The organism is Streptomyces sp. IBSBF 3136 (assembly GCF_036815105.1).
In the GTDB taxonomy this organism is placed as follows: Bacteria; Actinomycetota; Actinomycetes; order Streptomycetales; family Streptomycetaceae; genus Streptomyces.
The window spans coordinates 21,456-39,315 of sequence record NZ_JAJSZC010000050.1 but is presented as its reverse complement, the minus strand read 5'-3'; the positions used below and the strand labels follow the sequence as shown (position 1 = coordinate 39,315).

The following is a 17,860-nucleotide window of genomic DNA, read 5'->3' as shown; positions in this document are numbered from 1 at the left end:
CGTCTCCTCCCGTCCCCTCCCCTCTCGTCTCCTCGGTCCCTCCTGCCGCACCGGAACCCCCGCCCGGTGCGGCCCCGCGCCGGGTTCCGGGGCTGAACGAAGTGGCGGAAGCGGTTCCGGGCTGTGGGGCGCGCCACGTGGACCCCTCCTGGACCCCTCCGGGAACCCCGCCCGAACGGCCGTCCGCCCTGCTCGGGGGTGGCGCGGACGTGTCCTCGGGGTGTCCGCGGCGGAACGAGTGAAGTGACAGCGATTTCCGTCAAGGACTTGACTGCGGTAACCCGTACAGCCGAGCTTGGAGTTCATAACTTGTAAGTGGCCCGGTTCCGCAGATGTGACCTGGGCCACGGGCGGCGCAGGGGCCGCCCACCGATGTCGGGAGTGGATGGGTCGATGGAGACTCCGGGGTCGCAGTCGTCGCTGCACCGAGCCAACCTGGAACGAGTCGTACGGGCCGTGCGGCTGGCCGGGTCGCTCACGCAGGCGGAGATCGCGCGGACGACCGGCCTGTCCGCCGCTACGGTCTCCAACATCGTGCGGGAACTGAAGGACGGCGGAACCGTCGAGGTCACGCCCACGTCGGCCGGTGGCCGGCGGGCCCGCAGCGTCTCCCTCAGTGGGGACGCGGGCATCGTGATCGGGGTCGACTTCGGGCACACCCACCTGCGCGTCGCGATCGGGAACCTCGCCCACCAGGTGCTGGCCGAGGAGTCCGAGCCGCTGGACGTCGACGCCTCCTCCACCCAGGGCTTCGACCGGGCCGAGCAGCTGGTCAACCGCCTGATCGCGGCGACCGGCGTGGACCGGTCCAAGGTGGCCGGCGTCGGGCTCGGCGTGCCCGGCCCGATCGACGTGGAGTCGGGCACCCTGGGCTCCACGTCGATCCTGCCGGGCTGGAGCGGCACCAAGCCCGCCGAGGAGCTGCGCGAGCGCCTCGGCGTGCCCGTGCACGTGGACAACGACGCCAACCTCGGCGCGCTCGGCGAGCTCGTCTGGGGCAGCGGCCGGGGCGTTCGTGATCTTGCCTACATCAAGGTCGCGAGCGGTGTCGGCGCCGGCCTGGTGATCAACGGGAAGATCTATCGCGGCCCTGGTGGCACCGCTGGAGAAATCGGACATATTACACTCGATGAATCCGGCCCGGTCTGCCGTTGCGGAAACCGTGGCTGCCTGGAGACCTTCACGGCCGCGCGCTACGTGCTGCCGCTGCTCCAGTCCAGTCACGGCACCGACCTCACGATGGAGGGTGTCGTACGGCTGGCCAGGGACGGAGACCCGGGCTGTCGTCGGGTGATCGCCGACGTCGGCCGCCACATCGGCAGTGGAGTGGCCAATCTCTGCAATCTTCTGAACCCGAGCCGGGTGGTCCTCGGCGGTGATCTCGCCGAGGCCGGAGAGCTCGTTCTCGGGCCCATCAGGGAGTCCGTCGGTCGCTACGCAATCCCCAGTGCGGCGCGCCAACTGTCCGTTCTCCCGGGGGCACTTGGCGGCCGTGCGGAGGTGCTCGGAGCGCTCGCTCTCGCACTCAGCGAGATGGGCGATTCGACCCTTTTGGACGGCTCTGTTGCGGGCGGGTTGTCCGCGGCCACGCCTGCCTTCACTTAGAGAACGGATGGCACCGTTGCCATCTCGTTAAGGATTTACTTCTTGACGTCGCACGTGTGGCCGAGTTGACTTCCAGCCACCTCGGCCGCAACGACGCGGCCTCGTCAGGGAGGTTTACAGAGTGAACACGCGTATGCGTCGTGCCGCCGTTGCCGTTGCCGCTGGGGCGATGGCCGTCGCACTTGCTGCCTGTGGCAGCGCCAAGGAGTCCAAGGGCAGCGACGACTCTTCTTCGGCTTCCGCCAAGAAGGGCGACAACATCAAGGTCGGGCTTCTCCTTCCGGAGAACAAGACCGCCCGCTACGAGAAGTTCGACAAGCCGCTGATCGAGAAGAAGATCAAGGAGCTGACGAACGGCAAGGCGGAGGTCCAGTACAACAACGCCCGCCAGGACGCGAACCTGCAGGCCCAGCAGGTCGACACCATGATCACCAACAAGGTGGACGTCCTGATCCTGGACGCGGTGGACGCCAAGGCCATCCAGAACTCGGTTCAGAAGGCCAAGGACGCCGGCATCAAGGTCGTCGCCTACGACCGCCTCGCCGAGGGCCCGATCAGCGCCTACACCTCGTTCGACAACGAGGAGGTCGGCAAGACCCAGGGCACCGCGCTGCTGAAGGCGATGGGCTCCAAGGCGACCAAGTCCTCCAAGATCGTCATGATCAACGGCTCGGTCACCGACCCGAACGCCGCCCAGTTCAAGAAGGGCGCGCACTCCGTCCTCGACGGCAAGGTCACCATCGCCAAGGAGTTCGACACCAAGGAGTGGTCGCCGGACAACGCGAACTCCGAGATGGAGTCGGCGATCTCCGCGGTCGGCAAGGGCAAGATCGCCGGTGTCTACTCGGCCAACGACGGCATGGCCGGCGGTATCATCACCGCCCTGAAGGCTGCGGGCCTGAACGTCCCGGTCACCGGCCAGGACGCCGAGCTCGCGGGTGTGCAGCGCATCGTCGCCGGTGAGCAGTACATGAGCGTCTACAAGCCGTACGCCCCCGAGGCCGACGCCGCCGCCGAGATGGCCGTCGCGCTCGCCCAGGGCAAGACGCTCGACTCGGTCGCCAAGGACAAGGTCTCCTCGGGCTCCGCCCAGGACGTCCCGTCGGTCCTCGTCCCGGTCACCGCGCTGACCAAGGACAACATCAACGACACCGTCATCAAGGACGGCGTCTACACGGTCGCCGACATCTGCACGGGCAAGTACAAGTCCGCCTGCGACAAGCTCGGCCTCAAGTAAGCAGCCGAGTACCTTCCCGAGTACGGGCATTCGCCGCATTCGACACTGAATGGAATGCCCGTACCGGAACGGACGGACTGCCCAAAGGCTCCTCCGGTGCCCCGCGCATCACACAGCCCCGCAAGCTCGGCGCGGGGCGCCGGACGGAAAATCCCCCCAAACTCTTCTGCACAACCTCCCGCCGGGTCAGGCGGCGAAGGAGATGGTTCACGTGTCCGCTACGCCCGTGCTGGCGTTGCGCGGGGTCTCCAAGCGATTCGGTGCCGTCCAGGCGCTCACCGACGTAGAGCTTGAGGTCCACGCCGGTGAGGTGGTCGCCCTGGTGGGCGACAACGGCGCCGGAAAGTCCACGCTGGTCAAGACGATCGCCGGCGTGCACCCCATCGATGAGGGCGCCATCGAATGGGACGGCAAGGCGGTGTCGATCAGCCGGCCGCACGACGCCCAGTCCCTGGGCATCGCGACGGTCTACCAGGACCTCGCGCTGTGCGACAACATCGACGTCGTCGGCAACCTGTTCCTCGGCCGTGAGCTGAGGAAGTGGGGCGTCCTGGACGAGGTCGAGATGGAGCGCCGCGCCCGCGAGCTGCTCACCACGCTGTCGATCCGCATCCCCAGCGTCCGCATCCCGATCGCCTCGCTCTCCGGCGGTCAGCGGCAGACCGTGGCCATCGCCCGCTCGATGCTCGGCGACCCCAAGCTGGTCATCCTCGACGAGCCCACCGCCGCCCTCGGCGTCGAGCAGACCGCCCAGGTCCTCGACCTCGTGGAGCGACTGCGCGAGCGCGGTCACGCCGTCATCCTCATCAGCCACAACATGGCGGACGTGAAGGCGGTGGCCGACAAGGTCGCCGTGCTGCGCCTCGGCCGCAACAACGGCGTCTTCGAGGTCAAGACGACCTCGCAGGAGGAGATCATCTCCGCCATCACCGGCGCCACCGACAACGCCGTGACCCGCCGTGCGGCGCGCACGAACGGGGAGGTTTCCAAGTGAGCATCGACAAGACCTCCGCGAACGTGGGCGAGACCCCGGACGCGCCCGTCGTGAACCCGGAGGCCGCGTCCGCCGCGGTCACCGCCGTGGACCCGCGCCTGCTTGTCCGCGAGCAGGGCCTGCTGGGCTACTGGACCGAGTTCAAGCGCAAGATGAAGGCCGGTGAGCTGGGCTCCCTCCCGGTCATCCTCGGCCTGGCGGCCATCTGCATCATCTTCCAGGTGCTGAACTCCGAGTTCCTCTCGGCGCAGAACATCAGCAACATCACGGTCACGATGGTCGGCACGGGAATGATCTCCGTCGGCATCGTCTTCGTGCTGCTGCTCGGTGAGATCGACCTGTCGGTCGGCTCGGTCAGCGGCGCGGCCAGCGCCCTCGCGGCCGTCCTCACCGTCAACCAGGGCTGGCCCGAGTGGCTGGCCGTGCTGGTGGCGATCGCCGTCGGTGCCGCCATCGGCGCCCTGCACGGCTTCTTCTTCGCGGTGCTCGGCGCCCCCGCCTTCGCCGTGACCCTGGCCGGCCTGCTGTTCTGGCTCGGCTTCATGCTGAAGGTGCTGGGCGAGGACGGCACGATCAACCTCGACAGTGAGGGTCTGATCGGCAAGCTGACCACCTACACCTTCACCGACACCGGCGCCGCCTACGGCCTGGCCGTCGTCGTGGTCGCCGCGTTCTTCGCCAGCTCCTTCCTGGGCAACCGTCGCCGCGAGGCCGCGGGCGTCCCGTCCCGGCCGCTGAGCGACACGATCCTGCGCACCGTGCTGCTCGCCGTGATCTCCTTCGCGGGCGCCTACATGTACAACCAGTACAAGGGCCTGCCGCTGGCCACGGTGATCTTCCTCGCCTTCCTGATCGCCACCGACTTCCTGCTGCGCCGCACCCCCTACGGCCGCAAGATCTTCGCGCTCGGCGGCAGCGTCGAGGCGTCCCGCCGCGCGGGCATCAACGTCACCGCGGTGCGCATCTCCGTGTTCGCCATCTCCGGTGGCTTCGCGGCGATCGGTGGTCTCTTCCTGGCCTCGAAGATCGCCTCCGCCAACCAGAGCGCCGGTACCGGTGACCTGCTGATGAACGCGATCGCCGCGGCCGTCATCGGTGGTACCTCGCTCTTCGGCGGTCGTGGCCGCACCTGGAACGCCCTGCTGGGTGTGCTGGTCATCGTCTCGATCCAGTACGGCCTGCAGCTGGAGTCCATCGCCGAGCCGGTCAAGTACATGATCACCGCGGCGGTGCTGCTGACCACCGTGGTCATCGACTCCATCACCCGCAAGACCCAGAAGACCGCCGGTCGCGCGTAGCGATCCCGCGGCAGCGACAGTGCCCGGCGCCCAAAAGGTGCCGGGCACTGTCGTGTCCCGCAAACACGGAACATTAGACTCGACAAGCCCGGAAACAGCTCGATCAGCTCTACTGCAAGGAGGCACGGGTGCCGCTGCTGACCCGCATCAGGGGACCGCGCGATCTGGACCGGCTCAGCCTGGAGGAGCTGGACCAGCTGGCAGGGGAGATCCGGACCTTCCTCGTCGACGCCGTCTCCAAGACCGGCGGCCACCTCGGCCCCAACCTGGGCGTGGTCGAGCTCACCATCGCCCTGCACCGCGTCTTCGAGTCCCCCAAGGACAAGGTGCTCTTCGACACCGGTCACCAGTCCTACGTGCACAAGCTGCTCACCGGCCGGCAGGACTTCTCCCGGCTGAAGATGAAGGGCGGCCTGTCCGGCTACCCCTCGCAGGCCGAGTCCGAGCACGACGTCATCGAGAACAGCCACGCCTCCACGGTCCTCGGCTGGGCCGACGGCATCGCCAAGGCCAACCAGCTCAAGGAGCGGGACAGCCACGTCGTCGCCGTCATCGGTGACGGCGCGCTGACCGGCGGCATGGCCTGGGAGGCGCTGAACAACATCGCGGAGGCCAAGGACCGCCCGCTCGTCATCGTCGTCAACGACAACGAGCGCTCCTACGCCCCGACCATCGGCGGCCTGGCCAACCACCTGGCCACCCTGCGCACGACCGACGGCTACGAGCGTTTCCTGACCCGGACGAAGGAGATCCTCGACCGCACCCCGGTGGTCGGCAGGCCGCTGTACGAGACCCTGCACGGCGCCAAGAAGGGGCTCAAGGACTTCATCGCCCCGCAGGGCATGTTCGAGGACCTCGGCCTGAAGTACGTCGGCCCGATCGACGGGCACGACATCGAGGCGCTGGAGTCGGCGCTGGCCCGGGCCAAACGGTTCGGCGGGCCGGTCATCGTGCACTGCCTGACCGAGAAGGGCCGCGGCTACCAGCCCGCCCTGCAGGACGAGGCCGACCGCTTCCACGCCGTCGGCAAGATCCACCCCGACACCGGCCTGCCGATCGCCTCCTCCGGCGCCGACTGGACCTCCGTCTTCGGCGAGGAGATGGTCAAGCTGGGCGAGGAGCGCGACGACGTCGTCGCCATCACCGCGGCCATGCTCCAGCCGGTCGGCCTCGACCGGTTCGCCAAGCGCTTCCCCGACCGGGTCTACGACGTCGGCATCGCCGAGCAGCACGGCGCCGTCTCCGCGGCGGGCCTCGCCCACGCCGGCGTCCACCCCGTCTTCGCCGTGTACGCCACCTTCCTCAACCGCGCCTTCGACCAGGTGCTGATGGACGTGGCCCTGCACAAGTGCGGGGTGACCTTCGTGCTGGACCGGGCCGGTGTCACCGGCACCGACGGCGCCTCCCACAACGGCATGTGGGACATGTCGATCCTCCAGGTCGTGCCGGGGCTGCGGCTCGCCGCCCCGCGCGACGCCGACCAGGTGCGGGCACAGCTGCGCGAGGCCGTCTCCGTCGAGGACGCGCCGACCGTGGTGCGGTTCTCCAAGGGCGCCGTGGGCCCCGCCGTCCCGGCCGTGGGCCGCGTCGGCGGCATGGACGTGCTGCGCGAGCCCGGCACCGACAGGCCCGACGTGCTGCTGGTCTCCGTGGGCGCCCTCGCCCCGATGTGCCTGGAGATCGCCGGCCTGCTCGACCAGCAGGGCATCTCCACCACCGTCGTCGACCCGCGCTGGGTCAAGCCCGTCGACGAGGCGATGGCCCCGCTGGCCGAGCGGCACCGGGTCGTCGTCACGGTGGAGGACAACAGCCGGGTCGGCGGTGTCGGCTCCGCGATCGCCCAGGCCCTGCGCGACGCCGGCGTGGACGTGCCGCTGCGCGACTTCGGCATCCCGCCGCGCTTCCTCGACCACGCCTCGCGCGCCGAGGTCATGGCCGAGATCGGGCTGACCGCGCCCGACATCGCCCGCCAGGTCACCGGACTGGTCTCCAAGCTGGACGGCCGGTTCGACCGTACGGCCGACGCGGTCGACTCCGTGGAGCCCGCCCGCGACTAGCCGAAACACGGTCCGACGGGCCGGTTCCGCCCCTTTCTGCGGTGGCGGAACCGGCCCGCTTGCGTGAACCTGCCAGTGCCGGGGCATACGCAACCCCGGCCCTCTCGATCATGTCGAGGACGACAAGCGTGGGAGGTAGGCACGTGAGCACGCTCTTCAGGACGAAGAACGTCGAGCAGTCCATCCGGGACACCGAGGAACCCGAGCATTCGCTCAAGAAGTCCCTCTCCGCCCTCGACCTGACCGTCTTCGGCGTCGGCGTCATCATCGGCACCGGCATTTTCGTCCTCACCGGACAGGTGGCCAAGAACAACGCCGGTCCGGCGGTGTCCCTGGCCTTCGTGGTGGCCGGCGTGGTCTGCGCGCTCGCCGCCCTCTGCTACGCCGAGTTCGCCTCCACGGTCCCCGTGGCCGGGTCGGCGTACACCTTCTCCTACGCCTCGCTCGGCGAGATGCCCGCCTGGATCATCGGCTGGGACCTGGTGCTGGAGTTCGCGCTGGGAACGGCGGTGGTCGCGGTCGGCTGGTCCGGCTACATGCGCTCCCTGCTGGACAACGCGGGCTGGCACCTGCCCGACTACCTCGCGGGCCGGGACGGTGCGCACGGCTTCGGCTTCGACATCCTCGCCGCCGCACTGGTGCTGGTGCTCACCGTGATCCTCGTCCTCGGCATGAAGCTGTCCGCCCGGATCACCTCGGTCGTCGTCGCGATCAAGGTGGCCGTCGTCCTCATCGTGATCATCGCGGGCGCCTTCTTCGTCCGGGGCGAGAACTACAAGCCGTTCATCCCGGCCCCGCAGCCGGTGCCGGCGGGCGGCAGCCTCAAGGCACCGCTCGTCCAGCTCATGTTCGGCTGGGCACCCGCCAACTTCGGTGTCATGGGCATCTTCACCGCGGCCTCGGTGGTGTTCTTCGCGTTCATCGGCTTCGACATCGTCGCCACGGCCGCCGAGGAGACCCGCAACCCGCAGCGGGACATGCCCCGCGGCATCCTCGGCTCGCTGCTCATCTGCACCGTGCTCTACGTCGCCGTCTCCATCGTCGTCACCGGCATGGAGAAGTACACCCGGCTGTCGGTGGAGGCGCCGCTGGCCGACGCCTTCAAGGCCATCGGGCACCCCTGGTACGCCGGCGTCATCAGTTTCGGCGCCGCCGTCGGCCTGATCACGGTGTGCCTGATCCTGCTGCTGGGCCAGACCCGGGTCTTCTTCGCGATGAGCCGCGACGGACTGCTGCCGCGCTTCTTCTCCCGGGTCCACCCCCGGTTCAAGACCCCGCACCGGCCGACCATCCTGCTGGGTGTGATCATCGCGGTCGTCGCCGGCTTCACCAGCCTGAGCGAACTGGCCGAGCTGGTGAACATCGGCACCCTGTTCGCGTTCGTCGTGGTCGCGATCAGCGTGATCATCCTGCGCAGGACGCGACCCGACCTGCCCCGCTCCTTCCGCACCCCCTGGGTGCCCTTCCTGCCCATCGTGTCCGTGTGCGCCACCCTGTGGCTGATGCTGAACCTGCCCGCCGAGACCTGGATCCGGTTCGCCGTCTGGATGCTGATCGGCCTCGCCGTCTACTTCTCCTACGGCCGCACGCACAGCCGCCTCGCCCGGCGGGACGAGGCCCCGGCGGGCGAGGTACCCGGTCCGCCGGCCGGAAACACCCGCTGACCGCCCGGTCGCAGCCCCGGCCCCGTATGTCCTGCCCCGCGCGGGAACGCGGGGCCGGATAGCGTGCTGACCATGCTCGCCGTCCCGCTCGCCCCCGCACGTGCCGTGACCACCCGGACGGCGTACTGGGTGCGGCTGCTGCCCGCCCTGGCGGCCCTGGCCTGCGTCACCCGGATCCCGTCCTTCGTCCGGCCGCTGTGGAACCCCGACGAGGGCTACCTCGCCGTGCAGGCGCGGCTGCTGGCGCAGGGCGGCCACCTGTACGAGACGGTCGTGGACCGCAAGCCGCCGCTGGTGCCCTGGCTGTACGAGGCCGCGTTCGCGCTCTGCGGCTCCGGCTCGCTCGCCCCGGTCCGGGTGCTGGCGGTGCTGGCCCAGGCGCTGACGGCCGTGCTGCTGGCCTCGCTGGCCCGGCGCCGCTGGGGCGACACCGCGGGCCGCACCGCCGGGGTGCTGTACCTGCTGGTCTCGGTCGGGCTCAACCCGGAGGACGCGCAGGCCGCCACGTTCGAGGTGTTCATACTGCCGTGCACGGCCGCCGCCCTGTGGTGTGCGGACCGCGGCCGCTGGGCGGCCGCCGGGACGGCCGTCGCCTGCGCCTTCCTCGCCAAGCAGACCGGCGGCGCGGTGCTGCTGCCGGTGGCGTGGTTGCTGCACCGCGCCGGCACCCCGCGGGCGGGCGCGGTACGGCTCGCGGCCGGGTTCGCCCTGCCGGTCGGCTGCGCGGCCCTGGCCACGGACCCGGCCGGCTTCCTGTTCTGGACGGTCACCGGCTCCGCCGCCTACGCCTCCTTCACCGGCTCGGAACTCCACGTCCTCGGCCGGTGCCTGGTCAATACGGCCGTCCTCGCCGTGGCCTGCGCGGGCCTGCTCCCACCCGTGCTGCGGACGCTGCGCACCGCCCGGGTGGCGGCCGACCTGTGGCTGTGGCTCGCCGCCTCGGCGGCCGCCGTCGCCGCCGGGTTCCACTTCTTCGGCCACTACTACCTGCAACTCACCCCGCCCGCCGCCCTGCTGGCCACGGCAGCGCTGCGGCTCCTGCCCCGGGAACGGCTGACGGCCGCCGTCCTCACCTCGGCCGGCTGCTGCGCCCTGTTCCTGACCTGGGGCCTGTTCGCGCCGCGCCCCGAACTCGCCCACGCCCAGCGCCTCGCGGCCGCCCTGGCCCAGCGCACCGCGCCCACCGACCGGGTCCTGGTGTGGGGCATGCACCCCGAGACCTACTGGCTGGCCGGCCGCACCCCCGCCACCCGCTACCTCACCGCGGGCCTGCTGACCAACTACAGCGGCGGCCGCGACGGCCCCCGGGTCGGCGAGGCGTACGCGGTCGAAGGCGCCTGGCAGGTCTTCCGCGCGGAGCTGGCCGCCCACGCCCCAGCCCTCGTCGTCGACGACTCCCGCGGCCGCCCCTACGCCCCGGCCCACGTCCCCACCCTGAACCGCTTCCTGGCCTCCCGCTACGAGGAGGTGGGCCGGGTCGACGGCGCGATCCTGTACGCCCGCACCCCGCACGGCTGACGGTGGAGCGGCCGCTCGGGCGGGTCGGTGCGGGTCCCGCTGCCCCTGGGCCGAGGCCCGGCTTCCGGGCGGCGCTGATGGCCGCACGTACGCCTGCCCCGGCGCCGGCGATCCGCAGAGTGGGGGCGGTCCTCTGCGCCGGGGGCCGCCGCGCGGAGACGGCGGCCGCGCGCCCGATCCTGGCGGTCGACGACCCGGCAGGGTGCACGCGGCGGTCCCGCACACCGCGCGGCTGGACGGCGAGCGGCCGCTCGGGCGGGGCGGTGTGGGTTCCGTGGCTCATGGGCCGAGGCCCGGCTTCCGGGTGGCGATGGCGGCCGCGCACACGCCTGTCCCGGTCGTCGGGCCCCGCGGAGTGAGGAGCGGTCCCTGCGCCGGGTCCGTCGCGCGGCTGGTGAGGTGGTGGCCGTTCGGCCCGGGGCGGTGCCCGGTCCGGCAGGTCGTGGGCCGGTTCCGGTCTGCCGTGCGGAGACGGCGGCTGCGCGCCCGGTCCTGGCGGTCGACGATCCGGCAGGGTGCACGCGGCGGTTCCGCGCACCGCGTGGCCGGCCGGGGAGCGGCTGCTCGGGCCGGGACGGTGGTGTGCGGCAGGGCCTGTTCGGGGGGATGGCCGGCAGGCCCCCTGCTCAGCCGAGGACCGTGCGGGGGCCGGTGACCTGTGCGCCCAGGTCCGTGACGCGGCGGCGCAGTTCGCGGTCGGCCGTGACGACGAGGCGGGGGCGGTCGGGGCTCTGCGCGGTCAGCTCCACGATGCGGTCGTCGCCGCTGCCGGACGCCTCCTCCACCCGTACCCCCGGCACGGAGCGGACCCCGCGCGCCGCGCCCTCGACGACCAGCACGATCTCCACGGGCCCCGCCCGGCCCGGCAGCCCCTCGGCGGCCAGCCGGTCCCGCAGCCGCTCCGCCGCGCCCCTGCGGTCACGCCACCAGCCGTCGGGCCGGGACCCGACCACGTTGGCGCCGTCGACGATCACGAGCAGCGGGCCGTCCGCGTCGTCCGGGGCGCCGTGAGGGTGGTAGTCCATGGGCCCAAGGTACCCACGGCGGCCCGGAGACGGCGGCCGGCTGACGGCGGCTTAGAGTGAACCGGTGAACGGTGACTGGCTCCTGCGCGGCCGCGACGGCCGGCTCATCGTCTACCGGCTCTCGGGTGACGCCGTCCTGTGCCGGTCGGAGCGCGGCCCGGGCGGCCCCTGGACGGACCCGCGCAAGGTGGGCGGCGACCAGCGGCTCCACCCCGCCGGCGGCATCGGCCGGGGCGCCGACGGCTACGCCCACCTGGTCGCCTGGCGGCCCACGAGGAAGGGCGAGTCGGGCCTGGTGCACTCCACCCACTTCCGCCCGCACCTCGCCGCGCTGGACTGGAACCCGATCGGCCATCCGGACAGGAGCGGCGACCGCACCGGCACCCCCGCCGTGGCCGTGGACGCGCAGGGCCGCGCCCATGTCTTCGTGCGCGGGGGCGGTGGCGGGGTGAGCCTGCTCGCGCAGAAGGAGAAGGGCGGCTGGGAGTCCTGGCGGGACCTGAAGGGCCGGGACGTTCAGGACGGGCTCGCGGCGGTGACGGGGCAGTCCGGCCGCATCGAGCTGTACGCGACCGCCCCGGGGACCGTGCTGCACTGGCGTCAGGAGGAGCCCGGCGGCCCGCCGGTCCTGAAGGAGGTTCTGGAGACCGGGGTCCGTCCCGGCACCCTGCGCGCGCTGGCCACCTCCCCGGACGGCACCACCGTCTTCTACACCGACGAAGCGGGCGATCTGTGCGCCTGGCGGCCGGGCGGCAAGCCCGCCACCCTGCTCCCGGCGGCCGGCCCCGGCCCGGTCGCGGCGGTCCGCTGCGAGCTGGACGGCCACGACTGCACACTGCTGGCCCAGCGTTCGGCGAGCGGCCGGGTCGCCTTCGCCGCCTACCCGACCGAGCGGGAGTCGGCGGGCGCCTGGTGGGCGGAGTCCGGACCGCGGCTGCCGATGGACGCCGCGGTGTGCCTGGCGGCGGACGAGGACGGCCGGGTGGTCGCGGCGACGATGTCACCGTCGAGCGGCCAACTCCTGCTCACCCGCCGCAAGTCCGAGCCGGGCCTGGCCCTGGAGGCGTGGCGGGAGATCTGAGTGCGCGATGATGCCGCGGTGGACATCGAGACACTCATCGGCGCCTGGCGGCGCCTCCTCAGCGGATCCGGCAAGTCCTGGGTGCTCTTCGAGCACGGCACCTGTGTGGTGCTGGAGGAGGGCGAGGGGGAACTCGTGGACCGGGCCACCGGCATCCTGCGCGAGTACGGCCCCGTGAGCGTGGGCGGCCCGGCGGGCGACTTCCGGGTGCTCGAGCTCAAGGACGACGAGGGCTGGCTGGTGACGGGCCATCACCCGGACGTCCTCACCTACGTCGCACTCGACGAGCCCGAGGACTCCTCGCACCTGGCCGTCGGCATCCACGGACGGTCCAAGCGCGACCGGGACGGCACCGAGCTGCACGTCGTCCACGTCGAGGACGCCCACCGGGCCGCCCCCTGACACGCCGGTGCCCGGCACACCCCGTGGTGTGCCGGGCACCGTGCGACCGTGCGGGACGGGTTACGCCGGGACGCTCGCCACGCCCGGGGCCAGGAACTTCTTGCCGTTCACGCGCTCCGAGACACCCTCGCGGTCCAGGTACGGCGTGATGCCGCCCAGGTGGAAGGGCCAGCCGGCGCCCGTGATCAGGCAGAGGTCGATGTCCTGCGCCTCGGCGACGACGCCCTCGTCGAGCATGAGCCCGATCTCCTGGGCGACGGCGTCGAGGACACGGTCGCGGACCTGCTCCTCGGTCAGGACGGTGTCGCCCTGCTTCAGCAGCGCGGCGACCTCCGGGTCCAGCTCCGGCTTGCCGCTGTCGTAGACGTAGAAGCCGCGCTTGCCGGCCTTGACGACGGCCGCCAGGTTCGGGGAGACCGTGAAGCGGTCCGGGAAGGCCCGGTTGAGGGTCTCCGAGACGTGCAGGCCGATCGCCGGGCCGACCAGCTCCAGCAGGACCAGCGGGGACATCGGCAGGCCGAGCGGCTCGATCGCCTTCTCGGCGACCTCGACCGGGGTGCCCTCGTCGATCACGTTCTGGATCTCGCCCATGAAGCGGGTCAGGATGCGGTTCACGACGAACGCCGGGGCGTCCTTGGTGAGGACCGCGGTCTTCTTCAGCTTCTTGGCGACGGCGAAGGCCGTGGCCAGCGAGGCGTCGTCGGTCTTCTCGCCGCGGACGATCTCCAGCAGCGGCAGGATCGCGACCGGGTTGAAGAAGTGGAAGCCGACGACCCGCTCGGGGTTCTTCAGCTTCGACGCCATCTCCGTCACCGACAGCGAGGAGGTGTTGGTGGCGAAGATCGCGTGCGCCGGGGCGACCGCCTCGACCTCGGCGAACACCTGCTGCTTGACGCCGATCTCCTCGAAGACGGCCTCGATCACGAAGTCCGCGTCCGAGAAGCCCTCGGCCTTGTCCAGGACACCGGTCACCAGCGCCTTGAGGCGGTTGGCCTTGTCCTGGTTGATCCTGCCCTTGCCGAGCAGCTTGTCGATCTCGGCGTGGACGTAGCCCACACCCTTGTCGACGCGCTCCTGGTCGATGTCGGTCAGGACGACCGGCACCTCGAGGCGGCGCAGGAAGAGCAGCGCGAGCTGGGAGGCCATCAGACCGGCGCCGACGACACCGACCTTGGTGACCGGACGGGCCAGGTTCTTGTCCGGGGCGCCCGCGGGGCGCTTGCCGCGCTTCTGCACCAGGTTGAACGCGTAGATGCCGGAGCGCAGTTCGCCACCCATGATCAGGTCGGCGAGCGCCTGGTCCTCGGCGTCGTAACCCTGCTGCAGGTCGCCGTTCTTGGCGGCCGCGATGATGTCCAGGGCACGGTAGGCGGCCGGGGCGGCGCCGTGCACCTTGGAGTCGGCGACGAATCGGCCCTTGGCGACGGCCTGGTCCCAGGCCTCGCCGCGGTCGATGGCCGGACGCTCGACCTTGAGGTCGCCGTTCAGCACCTGGGCGGTCCAGATCAGCGACTGCTCCAGGAAGTCGGCGCCCTCGAAGAGCGCGTCGGCGATGCCCAGGTCGAAGACCTGCTGCCCCTTGAGCTGCTTGTTCTGGTTCAGGCTGTTCTCGATGATGACCGAGACGGCCTTCTCGGCGCCGATCAGGTTCGGCAGGATCGTGCAGCCGCCCCAGCCCGGGACCAGACCGAGGAAGACCTCGGGGAGGGAGAACGCCGGGATCGCCTTGGAGACGGTCCGGTAGGTGCAGTGCAGGCCGACCTCGACGCCGCCGCCCATGGCCGCGCCGTTGTAGTACGCGAAGGTCGGGACCGCGAGGCCCGCGAGGCGCTTGAAGACCTCGTGGCCGCCCTTGCCGATGGCCAGCGCGTCCTCGTGCTTCTTCAGCAGCTCGACGCCCTTGAGGTCGGCGCCCACCGCGAAGATGAACGGCTTGCCGGTGACACCGGCGCCGACGATCGTGCCCTCGGCCGCCTCCTTCTCGACCTGGTCGACGGCGGCGTTGAGGTTCGCCAGCGACTGCGGGCCGAAGGTGGTCGGCTTGGTGTGGTCCAGGCCGTTGTCCAGGGTGATCAGGGCGAACCGCCCGGCACCGGACGGCAGGTCGAGGTGGCGCACGTGCGCCTGCGTGACTACCTCGTCCGGGAACAGCTCGGCCGCGCCCTTCAGGAGTTCAGCGGTGGTGCTCACTTGTCGCCTCCGTCGAAGTGCGGGTTCTCCCAGATGACCGTCGCGCCCATGCCGAAGCCGACGCACATGGTGGTCAGGCCGTAGCGGACCTCCGGCTGCTCCTCGAACTGGCGGGCCAGCTGCGTCATCAGACGGACGCCGGAGGAGGCCAGCGGGTGACCGAAGGCGATCGCGCCGCCGTACTGGTTGACGCGCGCGTCGTCGTCCGCGATGCCGTAGTGGTCGAGGAACGCGAGGACCTGGATGGCGAAGGCCTCGTTGACCTCGAACAGGCCGATGTCGGAGATGGACAGGCCCGCCTTGGCGAGGGCCTTCTCCGTGGCCGGGATCGGGCCGTAGCCCATGACCTCGGGCTCCACGCCGGCGAAGGCGTAGGAGACCAGGCGCATCTTGACCGGCAGGTTGTTCTCGCGGGCGAAGTCCTCGGACGCGATGATCGAGGCGGTGGCGCCGTCGTTCAGGCCGGCCGCGTTGCCGGCGGTGACCCGGCCGTGCACGCGGAACGGGGTCTTCAGGCCCGACAGGCTCTCCAGGGTGGTGCCCGGGCGCATCGGCTCGTCGGCCGTGACCAGGCCCCAGCCGGTCTCGCCGGCCTCGGGGTTGGTGCGGCGCACCGAGATCGGCACCAGGTCCTGCTGGATCTTGCCGTTGGCGTACGCCTTGGCGGCCTTCTCCTGCGAGCGCACCGCGTACTCGTCGGCGCGCAGCTTGGTGATGTGCGGGTAGCGGTCGTGCAGGTTCTCCGCCGTCATGCCCATGAACAGGGCGGACTCGTCGACCAGTTTCTCGCTCACGAACCGCGGGTTGGGGTCCACGCCCTCGCCCATCGGGTGGCGGCCCATGTGCTCGACGCCACCGGCGATGACGGCGTCGTAGGCGCCGAAGGCGATCGAACCGGCGGTCGTGGTCACGGCGGTCAGGGCGCCGGCGCACATGCGGTCGATCGAGTAGCCGGGGACGGACTGCGGGAGGCCCGCGAGGATGCCGGCCGTGCGGCCGAGGGTCAGGCCCTGGTCACCGATCTGGGTGGTCGCGGCGATGGCGACCTCGTCGATCTTCTTCGGGTCCAGACCCGGGTTGCGGCGCAGCAGCTCCCGGATCGCCTTCACGACCAGGTCGTCGGCGCGGGTCTCGTGGTAGATGCCCTTCGGGCCCGCCTTGCCGAACGGGGTGCGGACGCCGTCGACGAAGACGACGTCCCTGACGGTACGAGGCACGATGGCTCTCCTCCAGGGTGCGGGGTGGCACTGCCGCGCAACGCTGAGCGCGCGCTCAGGTCCCATGCTACTTATGAGTAACGTAGCTGCACAGTCCTGCCGGGGGGAGCGGCGAAGGTCACATCCGCAGGGCGGCCCCGCGTACGCCGACGGGGCCCCGGATCTTGGCGCGATCTCGACGTTCCCGTTCCGCTTCCGCGGACCGTCCCAGGCGTTCTGCTCAGGCGCTCTTCGCGGACAGCGCCGCCGTCAGCACGGGCGTCACCAGCTCGATCTGCCACGGCCGGGCACCGTAGCCCGCCAGGGCGGCTGCCACGTCGCTGGACGCGGGCGGCTCCCAGCAGACCCGGCGCACGGTGTCCGGGGAGATCAGGTTCTCCTGGGGCATGCTCAGCCGCTCGGCCAGCGCCGAGACCCCGGCCCGCGCGGCCGACAGCCGGGCCGCTGCCACGGGGTCCTTGTCCGCCCACGCGCGGGGCGGCGGGGGGCCGGTGACGGGCTGTCCGGGCATGGGCAGCGACGTGTCGGGCAGTGCCCTCGCCCGGTCGATCGCCGCCTGCCACTGCTCCAGCTGCCGCCGCCCGGTCCGGTGCCCGAACCCGTTGAGCGCGGACAGCGCGTGCACGCCGGACGGCAGCGCGAGCGCCGCCTCCACGATCGCCGCGTCGCTCAGCACCTTCCCCGGCGACACGTCGCGGCGCTGCGCGATGCGGTCCCGGGCCTCCCACAGCTCCCGTACGACGGCGAGCTGCCGGCGCCGGCGCACCTTGTGCATGCCGGACGTGCGGCGCCACGGGTCCTTGCGGGGCTCGGCGGGCGGCGCGGACGCGATGGCGTCGAACTCCTGGTGCGCCCACTCCAGCTTGCCCTGCCGGTCGAGCTCCTTCTCCAGGGCGTCGCGCAGGTCGACCAGCAGCTCGACGTCGAGGGCCGCGTACCGCAGCCACGGCTCGGGCAGCGGCCGGGTGGACCAGTCGACGGCGGAGTGCCCCTTCTCCAGGACGAAGCCGAGGACGCCCTCGACCATGGCGCCGAGACCGACGCGGGGGAAGCCGGCGAGCCGGCCGGCCAGCTCGGTGTCGAACAGGACGTCCGGCACCATGCCTATCTCGCGCAGGCACGGCAGGTCCTGGGTCGCGGCGTGCAGGACCCACTCGACGCCGGACAGTGCGGCGCCCAAGCCGGACAGGTCGGGGCAGGCGACCGGGTCGATCAGCGCGGTGCCGGCGCCCTCGCGGCGCAGCTGCACCAGATAGGCGCGCTGGCCGTAGCGGTAGCCGGAGGCCCGCTCGGCGTCGACGGCGACGGGGCCGCTGCCGGCGGCGAAGGCGGAGACCACCTCGGCGAGGGCGGTGGCGTCGGCGATCACCGGCGGAACGCCCTCGCGGGGTTCGAGCAGGGGAGTCGGCGCCCCGGTCACAGAAGACCCGGCGTCGTCCGGAGGAGTGCCCCCGGGAGTGCGCAGGGAACTGTCTGCTGCGGTGTCTTGGGCGTCGGTCACCTGTCAAGGGTATCCGTGTGCGGACGGCGCCCGTCGACGGAACGTTCCGTGCCCGGGCCCCCGGGGGGGGT

The 17,860-nt window shown here is 71.5% G+C and carries 13 protein-coding genes; 9 read left to right on the top strand and 4 right to left on the bottom strand.

Annotated elements, in window-relative coordinates:
* The first annotated feature begins 393 nt into the window (after positions 1-393).
* The 7 genes from V7E45_RS13910 to V7E45_RS13880 all read left to right on the top strand — a co-directional run bounded on the left by V7E45_RS13910 (position 394) and on the right by V7E45_RS13880 (position 10,373).
* A complete protein-coding gene (locus V7E45_RS13910; RefSeq protein WP_333774443.1) occupies positions 394-1,605 on the top strand; it encodes an ROK family transcriptional regulator in 1,212 nt (403 codons plus the stop codon).
* A 133-nt stretch (positions 1,606-1,738) separates the two neighbouring features.
* The gene (locus V7E45_RS13905; protein WP_333774445.1) at positions 1,739-2,842 is read left to right on the top strand and encodes a sugar ABC transporter substrate-binding protein; all 1,104 of its coding nucleotides are present in this window, start codon (positions 1,739-1,741) and stop codon (positions 2,840-2,842) included.
* Positions 2,843-3,044: 202 nt separating this feature from the next.
* Entirely contained in the window at positions 3,045-3,836 is a 792-nt protein-coding gene (locus tag V7E45_RS13900; RefSeq protein WP_166662671.1) for an ATP-binding cassette domain-containing protein, read from the top strand.
* Positions 3,833-5,134 (top strand): sugar ABC transporter permease, encoded by a 1,302-nt coding sequence (locus V7E45_RS13895; RefSeq protein ID WP_333774442.1) that lies wholly within the window; start codon positions 3,833-3,835, stop codon positions 5,132-5,134. Before V7E45_RS13900 ends, V7E45_RS13895 begins: the two co-directional genes overlap by 4 nt.
* Positions 5,135-5,262: 128 nt before the next feature.
* Positions 5,263-7,191: a 1-deoxy-D-xylulose-5-phosphate synthase gene (dxs, locus tag V7E45_RS13890; protein ID WP_333774441.1), complete on the top strand. Its 1,929-nt coding sequence runs from the start codon at positions 5,263-5,265 to the stop codon at positions 7,189-7,191.
* A 143-nt stretch (positions 7,192-7,334) separates the two neighbouring features.
* Positions 7,335-8,855 carry an amino acid permease gene (locus tag V7E45_RS13885; RefSeq protein WP_333774440.1) on the top strand — a complete coding sequence of 507 codons (1,521 nt, stop codon included), beginning with the start codon at positions 7,335-7,337 and terminating at the stop codon, positions 8,853-8,855.
* 72 nt (positions 8,856-8,927) lie between these two features.
* Positions 8,928-10,373, top strand: a complete 1,446-nt coding sequence (locus V7E45_RS13880; protein ID WP_333774439.1) for an ArnT family glycosyltransferase — start codon at positions 8,928-8,930, stop codon at positions 10,371-10,373.
* A 626-nt stretch (positions 10,374-10,999) separates the two neighbouring features.
* On the opposite strand, the gene V7E45_RS13875 is transcribed toward V7E45_RS13880, so the two are convergent.
* On the bottom strand, positions 11,000-11,398 hold the full coding sequence (locus V7E45_RS13875) for an NTP pyrophosphohydrolase (protein WP_333774438.1): 399 nt from the start codon (positions 11,396-11,398) through the stop codon (positions 11,000-11,002).
* A 64-nt stretch (positions 11,399-11,462) separates the two neighbouring features.
* Here V7E45_RS13875 and V7E45_RS13870 point away from each other — a divergent pair, with 64 nt between their 5' ends.
* Both V7E45_RS13870 and V7E45_RS13865 read left to right on the top strand, forming a co-directional pair.
* The gene (locus V7E45_RS13870; protein ID WP_333774437.1) at positions 11,463-12,479 is read left to right on the top strand and encodes a hypothetical protein; all 1,017 of its coding nucleotides are present in this window, start codon (positions 11,463-11,465) and stop codon (positions 12,477-12,479) included.
* Positions 12,480-12,497: 18 nt separating this feature from the next.
* Entirely contained in the window at positions 12,498-12,881 is a 384-nt protein-coding gene (locus tag V7E45_RS13865; RefSeq protein ID WP_333774436.1) for a hypothetical protein, read from the top strand.
* A gap of 60 nt (positions 12,882-12,941) precedes the next feature.
* Here the strand turns inward: V7E45_RS13865 and V7E45_RS13860 are convergent, their stop codons facing one another.
* The 3 genes from V7E45_RS13860 to V7E45_RS13850 all read right to left on the bottom strand — a co-directional run bounded on the left by V7E45_RS13860 (position 12,942) and on the right by V7E45_RS13850 (position 17,789).
* Positions 12,942-15,071, bottom strand: coding sequence for a 3-hydroxyacyl-CoA dehydrogenase NAD-binding domain-containing protein (locus V7E45_RS13860; protein ID WP_333774435.1), 2,130 nt, complete (start codon positions 15,069-15,071; stop codon positions 12,942-12,944).
* Positions 15,068-16,288, bottom strand: coding sequence for a thiolase family protein (locus V7E45_RS13855; RefSeq protein ID WP_333774434.1), 1,221 nt, complete (start codon positions 16,286-16,288; stop codon positions 15,068-15,070). The genes V7E45_RS13860 and V7E45_RS13855 overlap by 4 nt, the downstream gene beginning before the upstream one ends.
* A gap of 220 nt (positions 16,289-16,508) precedes the next feature.
* Positions 16,509-17,789 carry a ribonuclease D gene (locus V7E45_RS13850; protein WP_333774433.1) on the bottom strand — a complete coding sequence of 427 codons (1,281 nt, stop codon included), beginning with the start codon at positions 17,787-17,789 and terminating at the stop codon, positions 16,509-16,511.
* Between the last annotated feature and the right edge of the window lie 71 nt (positions 17,790-17,860).